Below are 20,345 nucleotides of genomic sequence, written 5' to 3' on the forward strand. Positions count from 1 at the left end.
CCCTGTGCCACTCGAGTGTCCTTCCCGGACGCTGCAAGATGGACGTTTGCGCGATGTCTGCTTCATGACCGTGTCATTCAGCACTATCGATCTGAACCTGCTTCGCGTTTTCGACGCGGTCATGGAGGACCGCAGCGTTCTGCGCGCAAGCCAGCGGGTCTTCCTCAGCCAATCCGCCGTCAGCCATTCGCTCGCCCGTCTGAGGGAAATGCTCGACGACGAACTGTTCGTCCGCACCTCCGCAGGCATGCAGCCGACCGCCCGCGCGCGCGCCATGGCGCCGCTGGTCCGCGAGGCCCTGAAAACACTGGAAGCGGCGATCGGACCGCCGAAGTTCGACCCGGGCAGTTCGACCAAGACATTTACGATCGCCGCGAACGACTTCACGACGGCGATCGTGGCGCCGCACCTGCTTCGGATTCTCAAGGCCGAGGCCCCTTCCGTCGATATCGTCATCAAACCGGTCACCCGCATCGACTTGGCGGAGCAGATCGACCTCGGCCGAATTGACGCCGCCATCGGGACGTTCTCCGGCGCGCCGCAACGCTTCAACTCCAACCTGCTGTTTGAATACGACGATGTCCTGATCGCGGGCCGGGCGTTTGAGACCATGACGATCGAGCACCTCTCTCGCCTCTCGATCGTGGTGGTATCGTTCGGCGGCGAGCAGGAAGGCGCCATCGACGGCTTCATTTCGGAGCGTGGACTGGCGCGAAGGTCGGAGATGTACGACCGCCGCGCGTTCGAACGCGCATTTGCGGCATCCGAACGCTTACCGCGGCTCGCGGTTTCACTGCCGCATTTCCTGGCGCTTCCGTCGCTCCTCGAAGGGTCTGATCTCGCGGCCATCGTGCCACGCCCGTTGGCCGATTCTTTCGCGCGCAACCATTCGATTTCGATCTACGAACTGCCCTACCCCACGGCCCGTCTGGAAGTGCGCTCGTTGTGGCACGAGCGGCACGAAGGCGAGGCCTCTCAGGAGTGGCTGCACGGCATCATGCGGCGCGCAACCGAACACCTCCCAATCGGCTCGATCAAGGGCGGCCTCGCCTGACCAGGCGGCGGCGACCGTCATTCCGGGGCGATACGAAGCATCGAACCTCAGGTGCGCAATTGCGCACCGGGGAATCTCGAGATTCCGGGTTCGCGCTTTCGCGCGCCCCGGAATGACGGACTAACGTCCGTCAGTTCAGCTTCTCGATCGCGATCGCGACGCCCTGACCGACGCCGACGCACATGGTGGCGAGCGCGAGCTTGCCGCCGCGCTTCTCCATGCCGTGCACGGCCGTCATCGCCAGCCGCGCACCGCTCATGCCGAGGGGATGGCCGAGCGCAATTGCGCCGCCATGCGGATTGACGAAGTCGGCATCGTCCTTGACGCCGAGTTGCCGCAGGCAGGCGATGCCCTGCGAGGCGAAGGCTTCATTGAGCTCGATCAAATCGAAGTCGGAGATCTTCAGGCCCAGCCGTTCCATCAGTTTGCGGGTCGCCGGCACCGGGCCAATGCCCATGATGCGCGGCGGCACTGCGGCCGAGGCGAGGCCGAGAATGCGCGCGCGCGGCGTCAGGCCGTGCTTCTTCACGGCGGCCTCGGAGGCGAGGATCATCGCGGCGGCACCGTCATTGACGCCGGAGGCGTTGCCTGCGGTCACCGTGCCGGGATTGCGCACGATCGGCTTCAGTTTTGTCAGGGCTTCGAGCGTGGTCTCGGGGCGCGGATGTTCGTCCTTGTCGACCGTGATCGGGCCGGCCTTGCCGCCGGGCACCGACACCGCCGTGATTTCCTCGGCGAAGTAACCCGATGCGATCGCCGCCCCCGCGCGCTGCTGCGAGCGGATCGCGAATGCGTCCTGATCGGCGCGCGACACCTGGAATTCCTCGGCGACGTTCTCGCCGGTCTCCGGCATCGCATCGACGCCATATTGCGCCTTCATCAAGGGGTTGATGAAGCGCCAGCCGATCGTGGTATCGTAGATCTCGGCCGAACGCGCGAACGCTTCCGGCGCCTTGCCCATCACGAACGGCGCCCGCGTCATCGATTCGACGCCGCCGGCAATCGCGAAATCGATTTCGCCGGCGCGGATGGCGCGGCCGGCAGCGCCGACCGCATCGAGGCCCGACGCACAGAGACGGTTCAGCGTCTGGCCGGGAACCGAATCCGGCATACCCGCGAGCAGTAGCGCCATGCGCGCGACGTTGCGGTTGTCTTCGCCGGCCTGGTTGGCGCAGCCGAAAAACACCTCGTCGACCTGGGACCAGTCGAGGCCCGGATGCTTCGCCATCAACGCCTTGATCGGGGCCGCGCCCAGATCGTCGGCGCGCACCTTGGCGAGCGAGCCGCCGAAACGGCCGATCGGGGTCCGGACGGCATCGCAAATAAATACATCACCCATTGAATCTCTCCCTGAATGCCGCGTTTCGGGCATGGACCCGCTTGAATTGATGGCGAGTTTTAGGAGCGCGCTTGCGGCAGGTCAATTGAGGCTTCACCCGCTTTAGCCGAGGGCCACTCATGCTCCCACCGCGGGCATGATCAATTAGTGCGCTCTGGGCGTGGAAAACCCGGAGAAAACAGGCAAAGCGATAGGACCGGACGGTGAAATTTTGTAGCTTCCGGCGCCATGACGATCCAGCAATCCATCCCCCTGCCCCCTGAGGCCACGCCAACCCCGGAAGCCACACCGGCGACCGACGACAACGCGCGCGTCACGCCGATGATGGAACAGTACCTTGAAATCAAGGCCGGCCATCCCGGGCTGTTGCTGTTCTACCGGATGGGCGATTTCTACGAGCTGTTCTTCGAGGACGCCGAGATCGCCTCCAAGACGCTCGGCATTGTCCTGACCAAGCGCGGCAAGCATCAGGGCATGGATATCCCGATGTGCGGCGTGCCGGTGGAGCGTTCCGAAGATTACCTGCACCGGCTGATCAATGCCGGCCATCGCGTCGCGGTATGCGAGCAGACCGAGAACCCGGCCGAAGCCCGCGCCCGTGGCAACAAGAGCGTGGTCCGCCGCGGCGTGGTGCGGCTGGTCACACCCGGCACGCTGACCGAAGACACGCTGCTGGATGCCCGCACCAACAATTACCTGCTGGCGATCGCACGCGCCCGCGGCTCATCCGGCGGCGATCGCGTTGGCCTCGCCTGGATCGACATCTCGACCTCCGAATTCATGGTGACGGAATGTTCGACCGCGGAACTCGCGGCGACGCTGGCGCGCATCAATCCGAATGAAGTGATCGTCACCGACGCGCTCTATAGCGATCCCGATCTCGGGCCACTGCTGCGCGAACTGCAAGCCGTGACGCCGCTGACCCGCGACGTCTTTGACGGCGCCACCGCCGAACGCCGGCTTTGCGATTATTTCGCGGTTGCGACCATGGACGGCCTCAGTGCGATGTCGCGGCTGGAAGCAACGGCCGCCGCCGCCGCCGTCACCTATATCGACCGCACCCAGGTCGGAAAGCGTCCGCCGCTGGCGCCGCCCTCGCGCGAGGCCGCCGGCACCACCATGGCGATCGACCCGGCGACCCGCGCCAACCTCGAACTGACACGGACGCTGGCCGGCGAACGCCGCGGCTCGCTGCTCGATGCGATCGACTGCACCGTGACGTCGGCCGGATCACGGCTGCTGGCCCAACGGCTCGCAGCCCCGCTCACCGACACAGCTGCGATTGCGCGGCGGCTGGATGCGATCGCGGCCTTTGTCGCCGACTCCGCCGCGCGTGACGAACTCCGCACCACGCTCAAGGCTGCCCCCGACATGTCGCGCGCACTGGCGCGGCTGTCGGTCGGACGCGGCGGCCCGCGCGATCTGGCAGGTTTGCGCGACGGCGTCCTCGCCGCCGATCAGGCGCTGGCGCGACTAACGCAACTGGAAGCCCCGCCGGCAGAAATCTCCGCCGTAATGGAGGCGCTACGCCGCCCGTCGCGCGATCTCGCCGGCGAATTCGAGCGCGCGCTGGCGGAGCAACTGCCGCTGATCAAGCGCGACGGCGGCTTTGTCCGCGAAGGTTACGAACCGGCGCTGGACGAAACCCGCAGCCTGCGCGATGCCTCGCGCCTCGTGGTCGCAGCGATGCAGGCGCGCTACGCCGATGACACCGGTATCAAGGCGCTAAAAATCCGCCACAACAACGTGCTCGGCTATTTCGTCGAGGTCACCGCGCAGCATGGCGACCGCTTGATGGCGCCACCGCTGAACGCGACCTTCATCCATCGCCAGACGCTGGCGGGCCAGGTTCGTTTCACCACCTCCGAACTCGGCGAGATCGAAGCCAAGATCGCCAATGCCGGCGATCGCGCGCTCGGGTTGGAACTCGAAATCTTCGAACGGCTCTGCGCCATGGCGCTCGCCGCCAGCGATGACCTGCGTGCGGCCGCGCACGCGTTCGCGATGCTCGATGTCGCAAGCGCATTGGCAAAGTTGGCGGTCGACGACAACTATGTGCGGCCCGATGTCGACGGCTCGCTCGGCTTTGCGGTCGAGGGTGGCAGGCATCCGGTGGTTGAGCAGGCGCTGAAGCGCGACGGCCAGCCGTTCATCGCCAATGCCTGCGACCTGTCGCCGGGACCAGGCCAAAAATCCGGCCAGATCTGGCTGATCACCGGTCCAAACATGGCCGGTAAATCGACCTTCCTGCGCCAGAACGCGCTGATCGCGCTGATGGCGCAGATCGGCTCCTACGTGCCGGCGTCGCGTGCGCGGATCGGCGTCATTGACCGGCTGTTCTCACGTGTCGGCGCGGCCGATGACCTCGCGCGGGGCCGCTCCACCTTCATGGTGGAAATGGTCGAGACCGCTGTCATCCTCAACCAGGCCAGCGAACGTTCGCTGGTGATCCTGGACGAGATCGGCCGTGGCACTGCGACCTTCGACGGTCTCTCGATCGCCTGGGCCGCGATCGAACATCTGCACGAAGCCAACCGCTGCCGCTCGCTGTTCGCGACGCATTATCACGAGCTGACCGCGCTGTCGGCGAAGCTGCCGCGAATGTTCAACGCCACCGTGCGCGTCAAGGAATGGCAGGGCGACGTCGTGTTCCTGCACGAAGTGCTGCCGGGCTCCGCCGACCGCTCCTACGGCATCCAGGTCGCCAAACTCGCCGGTCTGCCGCCCGCCGTGATCGCGCGCGCCAAATCGGTGCTGGCGAAACTCGAGGCGCAGGACCGCGGCCAGACCGCGCGCGCGCTCGCGGATGATTTGCCGCTGTTCGCCGTCCCCTCCCGCGCCGCCGCCGAACCGGCACCGCCGACCGAGGCCGAATTGCTGCTGGAGGCGGTGAAGGCGCTGCACCCCGACGAGATGTCGCCGCGGGAGGCGCTCGAGGCGTTGTATGCGCTGAAGGCGAAATTGCCGAAGGGGTGAGAACCCTCCATTCGTCATTGCGAGCGAAGCGAAGCAATCCAGCGAGCCGCCGAAAGAAAGACTGGATTGCTTCGTCGCTTTGCTCCTCGCAATGACGAACTAGGGCGCCGCTTTCCGTCGCCCGTTCCACCACAGCGTCAGATTCCAGCAGATGCAGGTCGCAAGCCCGAGGCTCAATCCGATTACCGAACCGAACTGCAACGCTCCGACATGCAGCACGGCGATCGCCGATCCAAATCCCATCAGGCCCCAGGCGCCGTTGGCGATCACAGCCGCGGTCGGCGGGCCGCCGATGCGCGGGTGCAGGATGAGCATCATCGAGGTGAACACGATCGGAAACAGCGCCAGCATGCCGCTGATGCTGGGGCCGACCCAGCCAGATAATGTGACGACGGTGGCGACCAATGTCGCCACCAGCGAAGCTCGCAGCGGAATGTCGAACCAGCGGCGCGTGATCGGCGGCATCCGGACATGACGGTAGCGCGCCAGCAGCGGAATGCAGATCGCGAACGTCACTGCATTTGCAATCAGGCCCGCCAGCAGCGACCAGTGAAACTGACGGATGATCGATGCCAGCGCGATCCAGACCGCGATTGCGGCGCCGGCGCTGAGCCACACGCTGCGCCGTTGTGCAAGCACGACGTAAGTGAGCCCAAGCAGGATGGTCGCGGCATTGACCGGCAGGCTTGCGAGCGCGCCTTCGGCGATGAACGCCGCATCATGGTCGAGCGCGAGGAACACATAGGACGGCCCCGCCGAGATCGGCAAGGTCGCGACCAGCGCGCCGATCACGGGTCCGGATTTTTCGGTGATGATCGACGACGTCACCACGAACGCCGCCGTGATCGCCATCCGCAGCGCGAGCGTCAGCAGGAAGGTGAGTTCGGGGGACATGGCGGCGCTCTCTTACCCTCCCCTGAAGGGGGAGGGTCGACGCGAAGCGGCGGGGTGGGGTGACGGTCTCTCGTCACAACAAGTGACCGGGCTGAGAGACTGTCACCCCACCCCGTATCGCATTTCGCTTCGCTCATGCGATCCGACCCTCCCCCTCCAGGGGAGGGTCAAGATCAAATCCGCTTCATCGACACCGAAACCTTCGGGCCGTTCTTGATGGTCTGATAGACCACGCAATAGCGCTCGGTGAGTTTCAGGAGCAGATCGAGCTTGTCCTGCGGCGCGTCGGTCTCGACGTCGAAGCGCAAACGAATCTCGGCAAATCCAACCGGGGCTTCCTTGTCGACGCCCAGCGTGCCGCGAAAATCGAGATCGCCTTCGGCGGTGACGTTGCCGGTCTTGAGCGGAATCTCGACGGCGGTTGCGACCGACTTCAGCGTTACGCCGGCGCAGGCGACGAGGGCTTCCAGCAGCATGTCGCCGGAGCACAATTCCAGCCCCGAGCCGCCGGTGGCCGGATGCAGGCCGGCCATCGCCAGCGCGCGGCCGGTTTCGACCTTGCAGGCAATGCCGTCGCTGTCGATCGAGCCTTTGGCTTTCAGAGTGATGATCGCAGCCGAAGGATCCGACTTGTAGCGTTCCTTGATCGGGGCCTGCATCGCGCGGAGATCGGCGGCGTCCATTTTTTCTTCTCCCGGTTCTTTGTTTAGGCCGATTTAGTGCGAAATCAGCCCGCTGTCACCACCACATCGCTTCGCCGGCGGTCGATTTGGGGTCGGCATCGGGCACGTTGCGGTCGAGCGAGCGGTCGAGCGCGGTCAGCACCCGGCGCTTGAAATTGTCGAAATGGGGAGAATTGCGGTCGCGCGGCCGCGCCAGGTTGATCTTGATCTCCTCGAACAGCCGCCCCGGCCGCGGGCGCATCACAAGCACGCGATCCGCCAGCACCACGGCCTCGTCGACATCATGCGTCACCAGGATGAGGGTCGGCCGCGTGTCGTTCCAGAGATCGAGCAGATGGTCCTGCAAATCGCGGCGTGTGAAGGCATCAAGCGCCGAAAACGGCTCGTCCAGCAGCAGCACTTCCGGCTGCGGCACCAGCGCGCGGGCAATCGCGACCCGCTGCGCCTGTCCGCCGGAAAGTTCGCGCGGCCAGGCCTTGGCCTTGTCGGCAAGGCCGACCCGCGCCAGTGCGCGCAACACCTTGCCGCCCCTGACATTCGCCGGCTGGTCCGACAGGCCGAAGCCGATATTGTCGGCAACACTCAGCCACGGCAGCAGCCGCGGCTCCTGAAAGATGATTCCGATTTTGGCATGCGGCGAGACGATCGTCTCCTCGTCGAGCCTGATGGTGCCAGCGGAGGCGCGGTCGAGGCCGGCGATGGCGCGAAGAAGGGTCGACTTGCCGCAACCGGAGCCGCCGATGATGGCGACGATTTCGCCGCGCCGGATTTCGGCCGAAAAACGTTCCAGCGCATGAACGCCGTTCGGATAGGTCTTGCCGACGCGGTCGAGCGCGAGCATCAGCTACCCCCGCTTTGGCGGCCGAACGCATCCTGCCAGCGCAGCAGCGGCGCGGTCGCGACTTCGATCAGCCAGTCGGTGGTCTTGCCGAGGATCGCGAAGATCACGATCGCTGCGAGAATTTGCGCGGGCTTGCCGAGCTGCTGGCCGTCGAGCAGGAGATAGCCGAGTCCCTCGGAGGCGCCCATCAGTTCGGCGGCGACGACGAACATCCAGCCCAGGCCGAGGCCGACGCGCAGCGCGACCACATAGGCCGGCAACACCGCCGGCAACAGGATGCGCCGGATCATTGCCGGGCCAGTCAGACGAAAGGTGCGGCCGACCTCAACGATCTTGCGATCGACCGAGAGGATCGCGCCCATCACGCCGAGATAGACCGGGAAGAACACGCCGGCCGCGATCAGCGCTACCTTCGAGGTTTCAAAAATGCCGAGCCAGAGAATGAACAACGGCACCCAGGCCAGCGACGGGATCGCGCGCAACGCCTGCACCGTCGGATCCAGCAGCCGCCGCGCCAGATCCCAATAGCCGGAGACGGCGCCGAGCAGCGTGCCGGCGACGACGCCAAGGCCGAAGCCCGCGCCCACCCGGCTCAGCGTCGCGATGACATGGCGCGACAGCTCGCCGCTTTTCGCCATCTCCATGATGGTGGCGAAGATTTTGGTCGGCGGCGGCACCAGCCGGCCGTTGGAATAGCCGAGCCAGACCACGATTTCCCAGCCGACCGCGAGGCCCACCGGCAGCAGCAGCCCGAGCGCCGGCCGCGCATAGCGCCCAAGCCGCGACGACGACGCGGGCTGTGTCCTCGCATCGGTCTGTTCCAGCGCTGGCAGTTCAACCGTCATGGCCATAGCAAGAACGCTTCTGGAAGGGGATTGCAAGATGGGCGCTTACCCTCCCCTGGAGGGGGAGGGTCGGCTCACATGGAGCGCAGCGAAATGTGAGACGGGGTGGGGTGACGGTCTATCAACTTGGATACCGTTCGCGAGGAGAGACCTTCACCCCACCCCGCCGCTCATTTCATGAGCGTCGACCCTCCCCCTCCAGGGGAGGGTGAAGAAACTTAGTTCGTCGGCAGCGGAACCTGATCGTCGATCAACGCATCCAGCGTCGCTTTGACGTCGACCTTGGCGTCGATGACGCCGGCCTGCTGCAAAGCGACGCCGGCGGCGAGGATGGACTCGCGCTGGGGCGCGCCGATGCGGCTATGGGTCAGCTCGGTGCGTTCCTTGAGCTGCTTGTCGACCACGCTGTCCGGCAGCTTGGTGACGCCAATAAACGTCTTCTTCAGATCATCGTAATTGGCCAGCGAGTATTTGCGGGCTTCCTCGTAGACCGCGAGGACGCGCCGGACCACGTCCGGATAGTCCTTCAAAAACTGCTCGCGCACATTGAGGATGCCCCAGGTGTTGGCATCGGCCTTGCGGTAGAAAAGTTTGGCGCCGTCCTCGACTTCGGCCTGCGCCATCATCGGGTCGAGACCGGCCCAGGCGTCGACGTCGCCGCGGATCAGCGCGGTCTTGCCGTCGGCATGCTGCAGCAGCACCGGCGTGATGTCTTTTTCGGTCAGGCCGGCGCCGAGCAGCGCGCGCACCAGGAAGATGTGCGGATCGGTGCCGCGCGTCACCGCGACCCGCTTGCCCTTGAGATCCGCCACCGAGGCGATCTTGGAATCCTTCGCCGTCACCAGCGCGGTCCATTCCGGACGCGAATAGACGTAGATCGACTTGATCGGGTTGCCGTTGATTTTCGCGACCAGCGCCGCCGAGCCCGCGGTCGATCCGAAATCGATCGAGCCGGCGTTGAGGAATTCGAGCGCCTTGTTGGAACCGGCCGACTGCACCCAGACGATGCTGATGCCGTCCTTGGCGAATTCCTTTTCCAGCAATCCCTTTTGCTTGAGGACCATCGACACCGGGTTGTAGGTCGCCCAGTCGATGTGAATTTCCTTGAGTGCGTCGGCCGCGAAGGCTGTTCCCGGCAGCAAGGCCGAAACCGCAATCGCCGCAGCCATCGTCCGCCGTGTAATTCCTGACATGGTCCGGTCTCCCCTCAACTCAAAAAAACATCTTGTTATTTCAATGAGTTAAACCCTGAGGTCAACGAGAAAATACGTGCCGCCCAAGCACGCTTGCGAGAACAACTTAGTCGAAAGCAAAGAGAATCCAGCATAGAATCACCACGGCCCTACAATCCTCCGTGACAGCGTCTGCGCCGTCCGATATCGGGTTAGATCATGGACAGCGTCGTCACAGAGACCCGCCCCACGGCGGATGAACGTTTCGATACCGCGCGGATCACCACCGCGGTCGATGCCCTCGCCGAAAAGCATGCCGGCCGCGAGGACGTGTTTCGCTCGGCGCTGGCGCAATTGCTGAAAACCGAGATGATCGCCGCGCGCGCCACCGCGCAGGCCGTGCTGCTGAAGGACCGCCACGGCCGCCGCTGCGCCGAGCGGCTCTGCTTCATGCAGGATGAAATCATCCGCATCCTCTATTCGGCGGCGACGCGTCATCTCTATCGCTCGCATATCCCGTCCGGCGCCGAACGCATGGCAGTCGTCGCGACCGGCGGTTACGGCCGCGGCCTGATGGCGCCGGAGTCCGACATCGATCTGCTGTTCATCCTGCCCTACAAGCAGACTGCCTGGGGCGAGCAGGTCGCGGAAGCCATCCTGTATTGCCTGTGGGACATGGGGTTGAAGGTCGGCCACGCCACGCGCTCGGTCGACGAATCGATCCGGCAGGCGCGCGGCGACATGACGATCCGCACCGCGATCCTCGAGACAAGGTTTTTGACCGGCGACCAGCCGCTATACGACGAACTGGTCGCGCGCTTCGACAAGGACGTGGTGCAGGGTACGGCTTCCGAATTCGTCACCGCCAAACTCGCCGAGCGCGAGGAACGCCATCGCCGCGGCGGCCAGTCGCGCTATCTGGTCGAGCCCAACGTCAAGGACGGCAAGGGCGGACTGCGCGACCTGCACACGCTGTTCTGGATCGCGAAATATGTCTACCGCGTGCGCGAGACCGATGAACTGGTCGAACGCGGCGTGTTCGACGCGCAGGAATACCGCACCTTCCGCCGTTGCGCCGATTTCCTGTGGTCGGTGCGCTGCAACCTGCATTTCGTGTCCGGCCGCGCCGAGGAGCGGCTGTCGTTCGACATGCAGCGCGAGATCGCGGTCCGGCTCGGCTATACCTCGCATCCCGGCATGCAGGATGTCGAACGCTTCATGAAGCACTACTTCCTGATCGCCAAGGACGTCGGCGATCTGACCGCGATCCTGTGCGCCAAGCTCGAAGACGAGCAGGCCAAGCCGGCGCCGGTGCTGAGCCGGGTGGTGGCGCGGCTGCGGCCGGGCGGCACGACACGGCGGCGGGTGCCCGACAGCGACGACTTCATCATCGATCACAACCGCATCAATCTCGCCACCCCCGACGTCTTCAAGCACGATCCGGTCAACCTGATCCGGATCTTCCGGCTGGCGCAGAAGAACAGCCTCGCCTTCCATCCCGATGCGATGCGCACGGTGACGCGCTCGCTGAAGCTGATCAACACCCAGCTTCGGGAAAATCCGGAAGCCAACCGGCTGTTCATGGAGATTCTGACCTCCGACAACGCCGAGAGCGTGCTGCGGCGGATGAACGAGACCGGCGTGCTCGGTCATTTCATCCGCGCCTTCGGCAAGATCGTGTCGATGATGCAGTTCAACATGTACCACCACTATACGGTGGACGAGCATCTGTTGCGCTGCGTCGGCTTCCTGCAGGAGATCGAGCGCGGCGGCAACGACGAGTTCACCGTCGCCAGCGACCTGTTCCGCAAGATCCATCCCGAGCATCGCGCGGTGATCTACATCACCACGCTGCTGCACGACATCGCCAAGGGCCGCCTCGAGGATCACTCGATCGCCGGCGCCAAGGTGGCGCGGCGGCTGTGCCCGCGGCTCGGCTTCAACGCCGCCGATACCGAATTGATTGCGTGGCTGATCGAGGAACATCTCACGATGTCGACGGTGGCGCAGTCGCGCGACCTGTCCGACCGCAAGACCATCGAGAATTTCGCCGCCGTGGTGCAGTCGGTCGAGCAGATGAAGCTTTTGACCATTCTCACCACCGCCGACATCCGCGGTGTCGGCCCCGGCGTCTGGAACGGCTGGAAGGCGCAACTCTTACGCACGCTGTATTACGAGACCGAGCCGGTGCTGACCGGCGGCTTCTCGGAAGTGAACCGCGCCCAGCGCATTGCGGTGGCGCAATCCGAATTCCGCGCCGCCTTCACCGAATGGCCGGAAGCGGAGCTCAACGCCTATATCAGCAGGCAATATCCAGCCTACTGGCTCAAGGTCGAACTGCCGCGCAAGATCCGCCATGCGCGTTTCCTCCGGGCCAGCGAACAGGCCGGCCACAAGCTCGCGATCAATGTCGGCTTCGACGAGGCGCGCGGCGTCACCGAACTGACGATACTGGCAACCGACCATCCCTGGCTGCTGTCGATCATTGCGGGCGCCTGTGCATCCGCCGGCGCCAACATCGTCGATGCCCAGATCTACACCACCACCGACGGCCGCGCGCTCGACACCATCGCGATATCAAGGGAATACGACCGCGACGAGGACGAAGGCCGGCGCGCCACCCGGATCGGCGAGATGATCGAACAGGTGCTCGAAGGCAAATTGCGGCTGCCCGAAGTGGTGGCGCGCAAGGCCGCCAGCCGCGGCAGGGTGCGTCCGTTCGTGGTGGAACCGGAAGTCACCATCAACAACCAGTGGTCGGACCGTTACACCGTGATCGAGGTCTCCGGCCTCGACCGTCCGGGCCTGCTGTATCAGCTCACGACCGCGATCTCGAAGCTCAACCTCAACATCGCCTCCGCGCATGTCGCGACCTTCGGCGAGCGCGCCCGCGACGTGTTCTATGTCACCGATTTGTTGGGTGCCCAGATCAACGCGCCGACCCGGCAGGCCGCGATCAAGAGCGCTCTGATTCATCTGCTGTCGAGCGAAGAGAGCGTTGCTGCGTAGTGATCTTCGTAGGGTGGGTTAGGCGAAGCCGTAACCCACCGATTTGAGCGTGGTGAGAGATGGTGGGTTACGCCTTCGGCTCCCACCCTACGAAAGCGTCACCCCTTCGTGCTGCAGCAGCCAGCGCTTCCGCTCCAGTCCGCCGCCGTACTTGATCAGCGAACCGTTGGCGCCGATCAGGCGGTGACAGGGCACGACCACGCTGATCGGATTGGAGCCGTTGGCGTGACCGACGGCGCGGATAGCTTTGGGCAGGCCGATCTTCTTAGCCAGCGCGCCGTAGCTCATCGTGGTGCCCGCCGGAATCTCCGGCAGCGCTTTCCAGACTTTTTGCTGAAACGGCGTGCCGGCGACGCGCCATTCGATCTGCCGCAGGCGATCGAGGTCGCCCTTGAAATAGCCCGCCAGTGCGGTCCTGAGATCGCGCGGTGCCCTCGCCTCCTTCAGCACCACTGCACCATATTGCAGCCGCAGCAGTTCCTTCATGCGCGGCTCGTAATCTTCCCAGTCGAGCGCGCGCAGCACGCCGTCGGCGTCGCTGACCAGCAGCGCCATGCCGATCGGCGTGTCCAGCCGGTCGAGGCCAAAGGTGTCAGGCAGCTTGGCGCGGGTCATATCCACATCATCCCATATAGCCGGTAGCACGTCCCGCAATTTCCATGGTTGGCGGCTCAGGTTGAAAGATCAGGCACGTCGTCGTGCCGTGGGCAAGCAGCCGGCCGTTGCGATCGGTGATCCGTCCCTCGGCGGTGCCGACCCGGCGGCCGCTGGTCAGCACGACGCCTTCAGCCCTGATCTCTCCGGTGTCAGGTGTGATCGGCCGCACCAGCGAAATCTTGAACTCCAGTGTGGTCTGGCTGACACCTGCTGCCAATGTCGACTGAACAGCCAGTCCCATGCAGCTATCGAGCAGCGTGGCGGCGAGCCCGCCATGCACGGTGCCGGCCGGGTTGAGATGAATGTCCCGCGGCTCCGCGGTGACCACGACGCGCCCGGACGCTGCTTCCGTGACATCGTAGCCCAGGGTTTGCGCGATGGTGTTGAGCGGCAACGTCCCGTCGGCAAGGCCCTGGACGAATTCGAGGCCCGTCATCTCCTTCTTGCGATCGTCGCTGACGGTCCCATAGGTTCTGCTGGCGCTGCGGTCTGGCATAATTCATTTCCCTGCTGCGATTCGTCGATCGCGCTGATTGATATGTCGCAGCGAAAATATCCGACTGCGTCAGCACTTTTCCGATGGCGCATGCTAGCGTCCACCCGATTTCCGAAATGGTTGGGGGACCACATGATCTTTATCGCCAACATCCTGGTCGCGATCGTCGCGGCGCTGCATGTCTATTTCCTGGTTCTGGAGATGTTTCTCTGGACCAAGCCGCTCGGCCTGAAGACATTTCGTAATTCAATTGAGAAAGCGACGGAATCGGCGGTGCTGGCCGCCAATCAGGGGCTCTACAACGGCTTCCTCGCCGCCGGGCTGATCTGGGGTCTGATCCATTCCAATCCGGGCTTCGCGTTCCAGATCAAGACCTTCTTTCTGCTGTGCGTGATCGTCGCCGGCGTTTATGGCGCTGCAACCGTGAGCCGCCGGATTCTCTATGTGCAGGCCGCGCCTGCGGCGCTGGCGCTGATCCTGCTCTGGCTGGCATAACGGGCCGTCGATTGCCGAGGCATTGCCTTGCAATGCCAGAACCGTTCCTCCAAACTTCGGGCAACGATGACGTCCGGCCATCCAACGAGACAGCCGGACCAGATCATCGGCCAACAGCATTGGAGGCAACAAAATGAGAAGCGGAGTTTTTAGTCTGGTCGGCGGCGCCGCGGTTGCGGTCGCAGGCGCCGCACTTGCGGTCGCATTGTCGGCATCATCAGCCCACGCACAGAAGAAATACGACACCGGCGCGACCGATACCGAAATCAAGATCGGCCAGACCGTGCCGTTCTCGGGCGCCTATTCGGTCTATGCCAATATCGGCAAGACGGAGGCTGCCTACCTCAAGATGATCAACGAACAGGGCGGCATCAACGGCCGCAAGGTCAGCCTGATCCAGTATGACGACGCCTATTCGCCGCCGAAGACGGTCGAGCAAATCCGCAAGCTCGTCGAAGGCGATGAGGTCCTGTTGACGTTCCAGATCATCGGCACCGCGGCTAACTCGGCCGTGCAGAAATATCTCAACGCCAAGAAGATCCCGCAGCTATTGGCCTCAACCGGGGCTGCGAAGTTCACCGATCCGAAGAACTTCCCCTGGACCATGGCCTACAACCCCAACTACTTCGTCGAGGGTCGCATCTACGGCAAGTACATTTCGAAGGAGCACCCGAACGCCAAGATCGGCATCCTCTATCAGAACGACGATCTCGGCAAAGACTACATCGCCGGGCTGAAGGCCGGCCTCGGCGACAAGGCTGCGAAAATGATCGTGGCCGAAGCGTCTTACGAAGTGTCCGATCCCACCATCGACTCACAGGTGCTGAAGATCAAGGACGCCGGCGCGGACCTGTTCTACAGCGCGTCAACGCCAAAGCAGGCGGCGCAGGCGATCCGCAAGATCCACGAACTCGACTGGCATCCGGTGCATATCATCGACATCAACGCCAGCCCGGTCAGCGCGACGCTGCAACCCGCCGGCCTCGAAGCCTCCAAGGGCGTGATCAGCGTGCAATACGGCAAGGATCCGGCCGATCCGACCTGGAAGGGCGACCCTGGTCTGCAGAAATACCTCGACTTCATGACGAAGTATTTCCCCGAAGGCGACAAGATGAACACGGTCAATACCTACGGCTATTCGGCCGCCCAGCTTCTGGTGCAGATCCTCAAGCAATGCGGCGACGATCTGACCCGCGAGAACATCATGAAGCAGGCAGCCTCGCTGAAGAACGTCGAGCTTGACCTCGCTCTGCCTGGCCTGAAGATCAACACCGGCCCCGACGATTACCGCGTCAACAAGCAGTTGCAGATGATGAAGTTCAACGGCGAACGCTGGGAACTGTTCGGCCCGATCCTTGAGGACGCAGGCCCGGCCGGCTAGCGAGCCGTTCCGACCCGATCAACGAAATGATGGCCGGCGCAGGGTTGCCACCTTGCGTCGGCCAATTCGTTTTGACGGGTGATGGGCGGTCAGACTTTAGTCTGGCCCTGACGCCCTGAAATCGTTCAACTTTTCAGCACCTCGCCACCTTGCATTGCAGCATCCGTTCCGCCAGTATCCGCCGCAGCGATGGCACCCGGCTACGACCGGACGAGATCATCGGCACAATCACAGCACATGAGGAAATTAGCGATATGAGGAAGGGTATTCTCCATCTGGTCACCGGCACCGCGCTTGCGATGGCGCTGTCGGTCTCCGCGGCCTCCGCGCAGAAGAAATATGATACCGGCGCGACCGACACCGAGATCAAGATCGGCCAGACCAATCCATTCTCGGGACCTGCCTCGGCCTACGCGACCATCGGCAAGACCCAGGCCGCCTACATGAAGATGATCAACGATCAGGGCGGCGTGAACGGCCGCAAGATCAACTTGATCCAGTATGACGACGCCTACTCGCCGCCGAAAGCCGTCGAGCAGGTGCGCAAGCTGGTCGAGAGCGACGAAGTGCTGCTCACCTTCCAGCTGCTCGGGACGCCTTCGAACGCCGCGGTCCAGAAGTACCTCAACTCGAAGAAGGTGCCGCAACTGTTCGCCGCCACCGGCGCGTCGAAGTTCACCGACCCGAAGAACTTCCCATGGACGATGGGCTTCAACCCGAACTACTTCGTCGAGGGCCGCATCTACGGGCAGTACATCATCAAGACCTATCCGAATGCCAAGGTCGGCATCCTCTACCAGAACGACGATCTCGGTAAGGACTATCTGAACGGCATCAAGGCCGGCCTCGGCGACAAGGCGGCCGGCATGATCGTGGCCGAGTCTTCCTACGAAGTCTCCGACCCGACCATCGATTCGCAGATCCTCAAGATCAAGGACAGCGGCGCGGACCTGTTCTTCTCGGCCACGACGCCGAAGCAGGCGGCGCAGGCGATCAAGAAGATCTCCGAACTCGCCTGGCATCCGGTGCAGATCCTCGACATCAACGCGACCTCGGTCGGCGCCGTGATGAAGCCGGCCGGGCTTGAGGCCTCCAAGGGCGTGATCAGCGTCAACTATGGCAAGGATCCGCTCGATCCGACCTGGAAGGACGACGCCGGCATGAAGAAGTATTTCGAATTCATGGCGAAGTATTATCCCGACGGCGACAAGGATTCGAGCTTCAACTCCTACGGCTATTCGACCTCGCAGTTGATGGTCCATGTGCTCAAGATGTGCGGCGACGACCTGACCCGCGAGAACGTCATGAAACAGGCCACCAGCCTGAAGAACGTCGTGCTCGACCTGGCGCTGCCGGGCATTCTGGCCAACACTTCGCCGACCGATTATCGCGTCAACAAGCAGTTGCAGATGATGAAGTTCAACGGCGAGCGTTGGGAACTGTTCGGCCCGATCCTCGAGGACGTGGGTCCGGCCGGCTAGTAGCGGCTTTCATTGATACGAACGATCGGCGGCCTCTCGGGGCCGCCGATTTGTTTTCACCGTAGGGTGGGCAAAGCGAAGCGTGCCCACCATTCCTGGCGACGGTTGGACAGATGGTGGGCACGGCGCAAGTGCGCCTTTGCCCACCCTACGCGTTCCTACTTCGGTATCTCCCCAAACGTCTTGCCGACCGGCAGCACCGCGTGCCGGATCAGGCGGGAATCTTCGACGCCGGCCTGGCGGTGTTTGACCGCTTCCCGGTAGACGGGATCGCGGATCATTTCGGCGAACGCTGCGACGGACGGATATTCGGCGATGAAGCAATGGTCCCAGCGCTCTTCCTGCGGCCCGATCAGCATTAATTCGAAGCGGCCCTGCCAGACGATCTTGCCGCCGAGCCGCTCGAACACCGGCCCGCTTTCCCTTCCATAGGCCGCATAGGCTTCCGCGCCCGTCGCCTTGCGGCCGTCGGGATAGGCGGCCTCGGCCCGCAGCCGGACCAGGTTGAGCATGTGGATCGGTCCCGGCCGGTCATTGGCCTTGAATTGCGCGAAAACTTCCTTGGTCGGATCGATGTGGCCCATTCGGCTCTCCTTTGAAAACGCGCTCTTATTACCACGCGCCGCCGCACCTCCTAATCCCGCGTTAACCTCTCGGTAACCGCCCCTTAAACTGCCGGCGCTAGCGTGCGACGGGACCGGTGTGAGCGGCGTTTTGCGTATGGCGTTGGGGCGAAAAAAGAGCGGCGGACGCAAGGAGCCGCTATTCGGGCTTCCGGCCGCGCTCGCCGATCTGCGCCTCTCGCCGGAAGATCGCGTCCCTGATGCCGACGACCGGCCGAAGAAATCATCCAAGCCGAGGTCCGACGACAGCGACGACGAACCGCCACGCGAGCGCAAGCCGCGCGCCGGCCGCAGTGGCGGCAAGCGGCGGTCGAAATCGCGCGGGCGCTTCTCGATCGGCCGGCTGTTCTACTGGACCGCCGTACTCGGCCTGTGGGCCGCGATCGCGGTGATCGGCCTCGTGATCTATGTCGGCGCCCACCTGCCGCCGATCCAGTCGCTGGAAATTCCAAAACGGCCGCCGACGATCCAGATCGTGGGCCTCGACGGCAGCACGCTGGCCTCGCGCGGTGAAATGCCCGGCGCCAATATCGCGCTGAAGGATCTGCCGCCCTATCTGCCGAAGGCTTTCATCGCGATCGAGGACCGCCGCTTCTATTCGCATTACGGCGTCGATCCGGTCGGCATCCTGCGCGCGGCGGTGACCAACGTCCTGCATCGCGGCGTCTCGCAAGGCGGCTCGACGCTGACGCAACAGCTCGCGAAAAACCTGTTCCTGACTCAGGAACGCACCATGGCGCGCAAGCTGCAGGAAGTTGAGCTCGCGCTCTGGCTGGAGCGCAAGCATTCCAAGGCGGAGATCCTCGAACTCTACCTCAACCGGGTCTATTTCGGTTCCGGCGCCTATGGCGTCGAGGCCGCGGCCCAGCGCTATTTCGGCAAGTCGGCCAAGAACGTCACGGTCGCGGAGGCCGCGATGCTGGCCGGCCTGGTCAAGTCGCCGTCGCGGCTGGCGCCGAACCGCAACCCCGAAGGCGCCGAACAACGCGCCAAGATCGTCCTCGCCGCAATGGCGGACGCCAAGTTCATCACCGATGCGCAGGCGCAGGCTTCGATCGGCCATCCCTCCTACAATGTGAAGCCGGTCGGCGCCGGCACCGTCAATTACGTGGCCGACTGGATCGGCGAAGTGCTCGACGACCTCGTCGGCCAGATCGACCAGAGCATCGTGGTCGAAACCACCATCGACCCGAAACTGCAAAGCGTGGCGGAAGCCGCCATCATCGACGAACTGGCGGCGAAGAGCGTGAAGTTCAATGTCAGCCAGGGCGCGCTGGTGGCGATGACCCCCGACGGCGCGGTGCGCGCCATGGTCGGCGGCCGGAACTATGCCGAGAGCCAGTATAACCGCGCCGTCACCGCCAAGCGCCAGCCCGGCTCGGCGTTCAAGCCGTTCGTCTATCTCACCGCCATCGAGGCCGGCCTGACGCCGGAGACGGTCCGGCAGGACGCATCGATCGACGTCAAAGGCTGGAAGCCGGAGAACTACACCCACGAATATTTCGGGTCAGTGACGCTGACGCAGGCGCTGGCGATGTCGCTCAACACGGTGGCGATACGCGTCGGCCTCGAGGTCGGGCCGAAGAACGTGGTGCGAACCGCGCATCGGCTCGGCATTTCATCCAAGCTCGACGCCAACGCCTCGATCGCGCTCGGCACTTCGGAGGTCTCGGTGATCGAACTGGTCGGCGCCTATGCGCCGTTCGCCAATGGCGGGCTCGGCGTCTCCCCGCATGTCGTGACCAAAATCCGTACCAACGAAGGCAAGGTGCTGTACGCGCGCTCCGACGACAATCTGGGCCAGGTGATCGACCCGCGCAGCGTCGCGATGATGAATACGATGATGCAGGAGACGCTGATCTCGGGCACCGCGCGCAAGGCCGAAATTCCGGGCTGGACCGCCGCCGGCAAGACCGGCACCAGCCAGGATTACCGCGATGCCTGGTTCATCGGCTACACCGCGAACCTCGTCACCGGCGTGTGGCTCGGCAATGACGACAATTCGCCGACCAAGAAGGCCACCGGCGGCGGCTTGCCGGTGGAAGTCTGGACCCGCTTCATGCGAACCGCGCATCAGGGTGTCCCGGTGGCGAGCCTGCCAAAGTCACAACCGGGCAACCCGTTCTCGAACCTGATGCAGGCCGCTTCACAAGTAAGCCCGCCCTCGCCGTCCTATACGCCGTCACCTTCGGCCTACCCACAACCGGCGCAGTCGCAGGCGCCGATGCCGCCGGTGCCATTGCCATCAGGCGGCGGCTATCGTCCGCCGCAGCCGGTACGGACCTCAGCGCCGCCAAATCCCTCCGCACGCCCGGAGGCGGCGGCGGGACTGGACGGCTGGCTGATGGAGCGGGTGTTCGGCGGCAACAGGTAGCTGATAGGCTTATCGTTCAGCATTG

Annotated in this window: 16 protein-coding genes; 7 read left to right on the plus strand and 9 right to left on the minus strand. The window is 64.0% G+C overall.

Annotation, left to right across the window (positions count from 1 at the left end; genetic code table 11):
- The first annotated feature begins 64 nt into the window (after positions 1 to 64).
- Entirely contained in the window at positions 65 to 1,054 is a 990-nt protein-coding gene (locus BLS26_RS15925; RefSeq protein ID WP_092518104.1) for a LysR family transcriptional regulator, read from the plus strand.
- A gap of 130 nt (positions 1,055 to 1,184) precedes the next feature.
- On the opposite strand, the gene pcaF is transcribed toward BLS26_RS15925, so the two are convergent.
- Entirely contained in the window at positions 1,185 to 2,393 is a 1,209-nt protein-coding gene (gene pcaF, locus BLS26_RS15930; RefSeq protein ID WP_092512622.1) for a 3-oxoadipyl-CoA thiolase, read from the minus strand.
- A 228-nt stretch (positions 2,394 to 2,621) separates the two neighbouring features.
- Here pcaF and mutS point away from each other — a divergent pair, with 228 nt between their 5' ends.
- On the plus strand, positions 2,622 to 5,369 hold the full coding sequence (gene mutS / locus BLS26_RS15935; RefSeq protein ID WP_092512624.1) for a DNA mismatch repair protein MutS: 2,748 nt from the start codon (positions 2,622 to 2,624) through the stop codon (positions 5,367 to 5,369).
- 99 nt (positions 5,370 to 5,468) lie between these two features.
- On the opposite strand, the gene BLS26_RS15940 is transcribed toward mutS, so the two are convergent.
- The 5 genes from BLS26_RS15940 to BLS26_RS15960 all read right to left on the minus strand — a co-directional run bounded on the left by BLS26_RS15940 (position 5,469) and on the right by BLS26_RS15960 (position 9,825).
- Positions 5,469 to 6,263, minus strand: a complete 795-nt coding sequence (locus tag BLS26_RS15940; RefSeq protein WP_092512626.1) for a hypothetical protein — start codon at positions 6,261 to 6,263, stop codon at positions 5,469 to 5,471.
- 173 nt (positions 6,264 to 6,436) lie between these two features.
- Positions 6,437 to 6,946 (minus strand): OsmC family protein, encoded by a 510-nt coding sequence (locus BLS26_RS15945; RefSeq protein ID WP_092512628.1) that lies wholly within the window; start codon positions 6,944 to 6,946, stop codon positions 6,437 to 6,439.
- A gap of 55 nt (positions 6,947 to 7,001) precedes the next feature.
- On the minus strand, positions 7,002 to 7,787 hold the full coding sequence (locus tag BLS26_RS15950) for an ABC transporter ATP-binding protein (RefSeq protein WP_092512630.1): 786 nt from the start codon (positions 7,785 to 7,787) through the stop codon (positions 7,002 to 7,004).
- Positions 7,787 to 8,638 (minus strand): ABC transporter permease, encoded by an 852-nt coding sequence (locus BLS26_RS15955; RefSeq protein ID WP_092512632.1) that lies wholly within the window; start codon positions 8,636 to 8,638, stop codon positions 7,787 to 7,789. The genes BLS26_RS15950 and BLS26_RS15955 overlap by 1 nt, the downstream gene beginning before the upstream one ends.
- Before the next feature lie 212 nt (positions 8,639 to 8,850).
- Positions 8,851 to 9,825: an aliphatic sulfonate ABC transporter substrate-binding protein gene (locus tag BLS26_RS15960; protein WP_092512634.1), complete on the minus strand. Its 975-nt coding sequence runs from the start codon at positions 9,823 to 9,825 to the stop codon at positions 8,851 to 8,853.
- A 198-nt stretch (positions 9,826 to 10,023) separates the two neighbouring features.
- Between BLS26_RS15960 and BLS26_RS15965 the strand changes: the two genes are divergently transcribed.
- Positions 10,024 to 12,813 (plus strand): [protein-PII] uridylyltransferase, encoded by a 2,790-nt coding sequence (locus BLS26_RS15965; protein ID WP_092512636.1) that lies wholly within the window; start codon positions 10,024 to 10,026, stop codon positions 12,811 to 12,813.
- A gap of 87 nt (positions 12,814 to 12,900) precedes the next feature.
- On the opposite strand, the gene BLS26_RS15970 is transcribed toward BLS26_RS15965, so the two are convergent.
- Both BLS26_RS15970 and BLS26_RS15975 read right to left on the minus strand, forming a co-directional pair.
- Positions 12,901 to 13,428, minus strand: coding sequence for a methylated-DNA--[protein]-cysteine S-methyltransferase (locus BLS26_RS15970; protein ID WP_092518106.1), 528 nt, complete (start codon positions 13,426 to 13,428; stop codon positions 12,901 to 12,903).
- Positions 13,429 to 13,435: 7 nt separating this feature from the next.
- Entirely contained in the window at positions 13,436 to 13,966 is a 531-nt protein-coding gene (locus tag BLS26_RS15975) for a PaaI family thioesterase (protein ID WP_092512638.1), read from the minus strand.
- A 132-nt stretch (positions 13,967 to 14,098) separates the two neighbouring features.
- Between BLS26_RS15975 and BLS26_RS15980 the strand changes: the two genes are divergently transcribed.
- The 3 genes from BLS26_RS15980 to BLS26_RS15990 all read left to right on the plus strand — a co-directional run bounded on the left by BLS26_RS15980 (position 14,099) and on the right by BLS26_RS15990 (position 17,323).
- On the plus strand, positions 14,099 to 14,461 hold the full coding sequence (locus tag BLS26_RS15980) for a DUF1304 domain-containing protein (protein WP_172804614.1): 363 nt from the start codon (positions 14,099 to 14,101) through the stop codon (positions 14,459 to 14,461).
- 133 nt (positions 14,462 to 14,594) lie between these two features.
- Positions 14,595 to 15,842 (plus strand): ABC transporter substrate-binding protein, encoded by a 1,248-nt coding sequence (locus BLS26_RS15985; RefSeq protein WP_092512642.1) that lies wholly within the window; start codon positions 14,595 to 14,597, stop codon positions 15,840 to 15,842.
- A 254-nt stretch (positions 15,843 to 16,096) separates the two neighbouring features.
- The gene (locus BLS26_RS15990; RefSeq protein ID WP_092512644.1) at positions 16,097 to 17,323 is read left to right on the plus strand and encodes an ABC transporter substrate-binding protein; all 1,227 of its coding nucleotides are present in this window, start codon (positions 16,097 to 16,099) and stop codon (positions 17,321 to 17,323) included.
- Positions 17,324 to 17,481: 158 nt separating this feature from the next.
- Here the strand turns inward: BLS26_RS15990 and BLS26_RS15995 are convergent, their stop codons facing one another.
- Entirely contained in the window at positions 17,482 to 17,907 is a 426-nt protein-coding gene (locus BLS26_RS15995) for a DUF1330 domain-containing protein (RefSeq protein WP_092512646.1), read from the minus strand.
- 136 nt (positions 17,908 to 18,043) lie between these two features.
- Here BLS26_RS15995 and BLS26_RS16000 point away from each other — a divergent pair, with 136 nt between their 5' ends.
- Positions 18,044 to 20,320, plus strand: a complete 2,277-nt coding sequence (locus tag BLS26_RS16000; protein WP_092512648.1) for a PBP1A family penicillin-binding protein — start codon at positions 18,044 to 18,046, stop codon at positions 20,318 to 20,320.
- Positions 20,321 to 20,345 lie beyond the last annotated feature (25 nt).

The organism is Afipia sp. GAS231 (assembly GCF_900103365.1).
Lineage (GTDB): Bacteria > Pseudomonadota > Alphaproteobacteria > Rhizobiales > Xanthobacteraceae > Bradyrhizobium.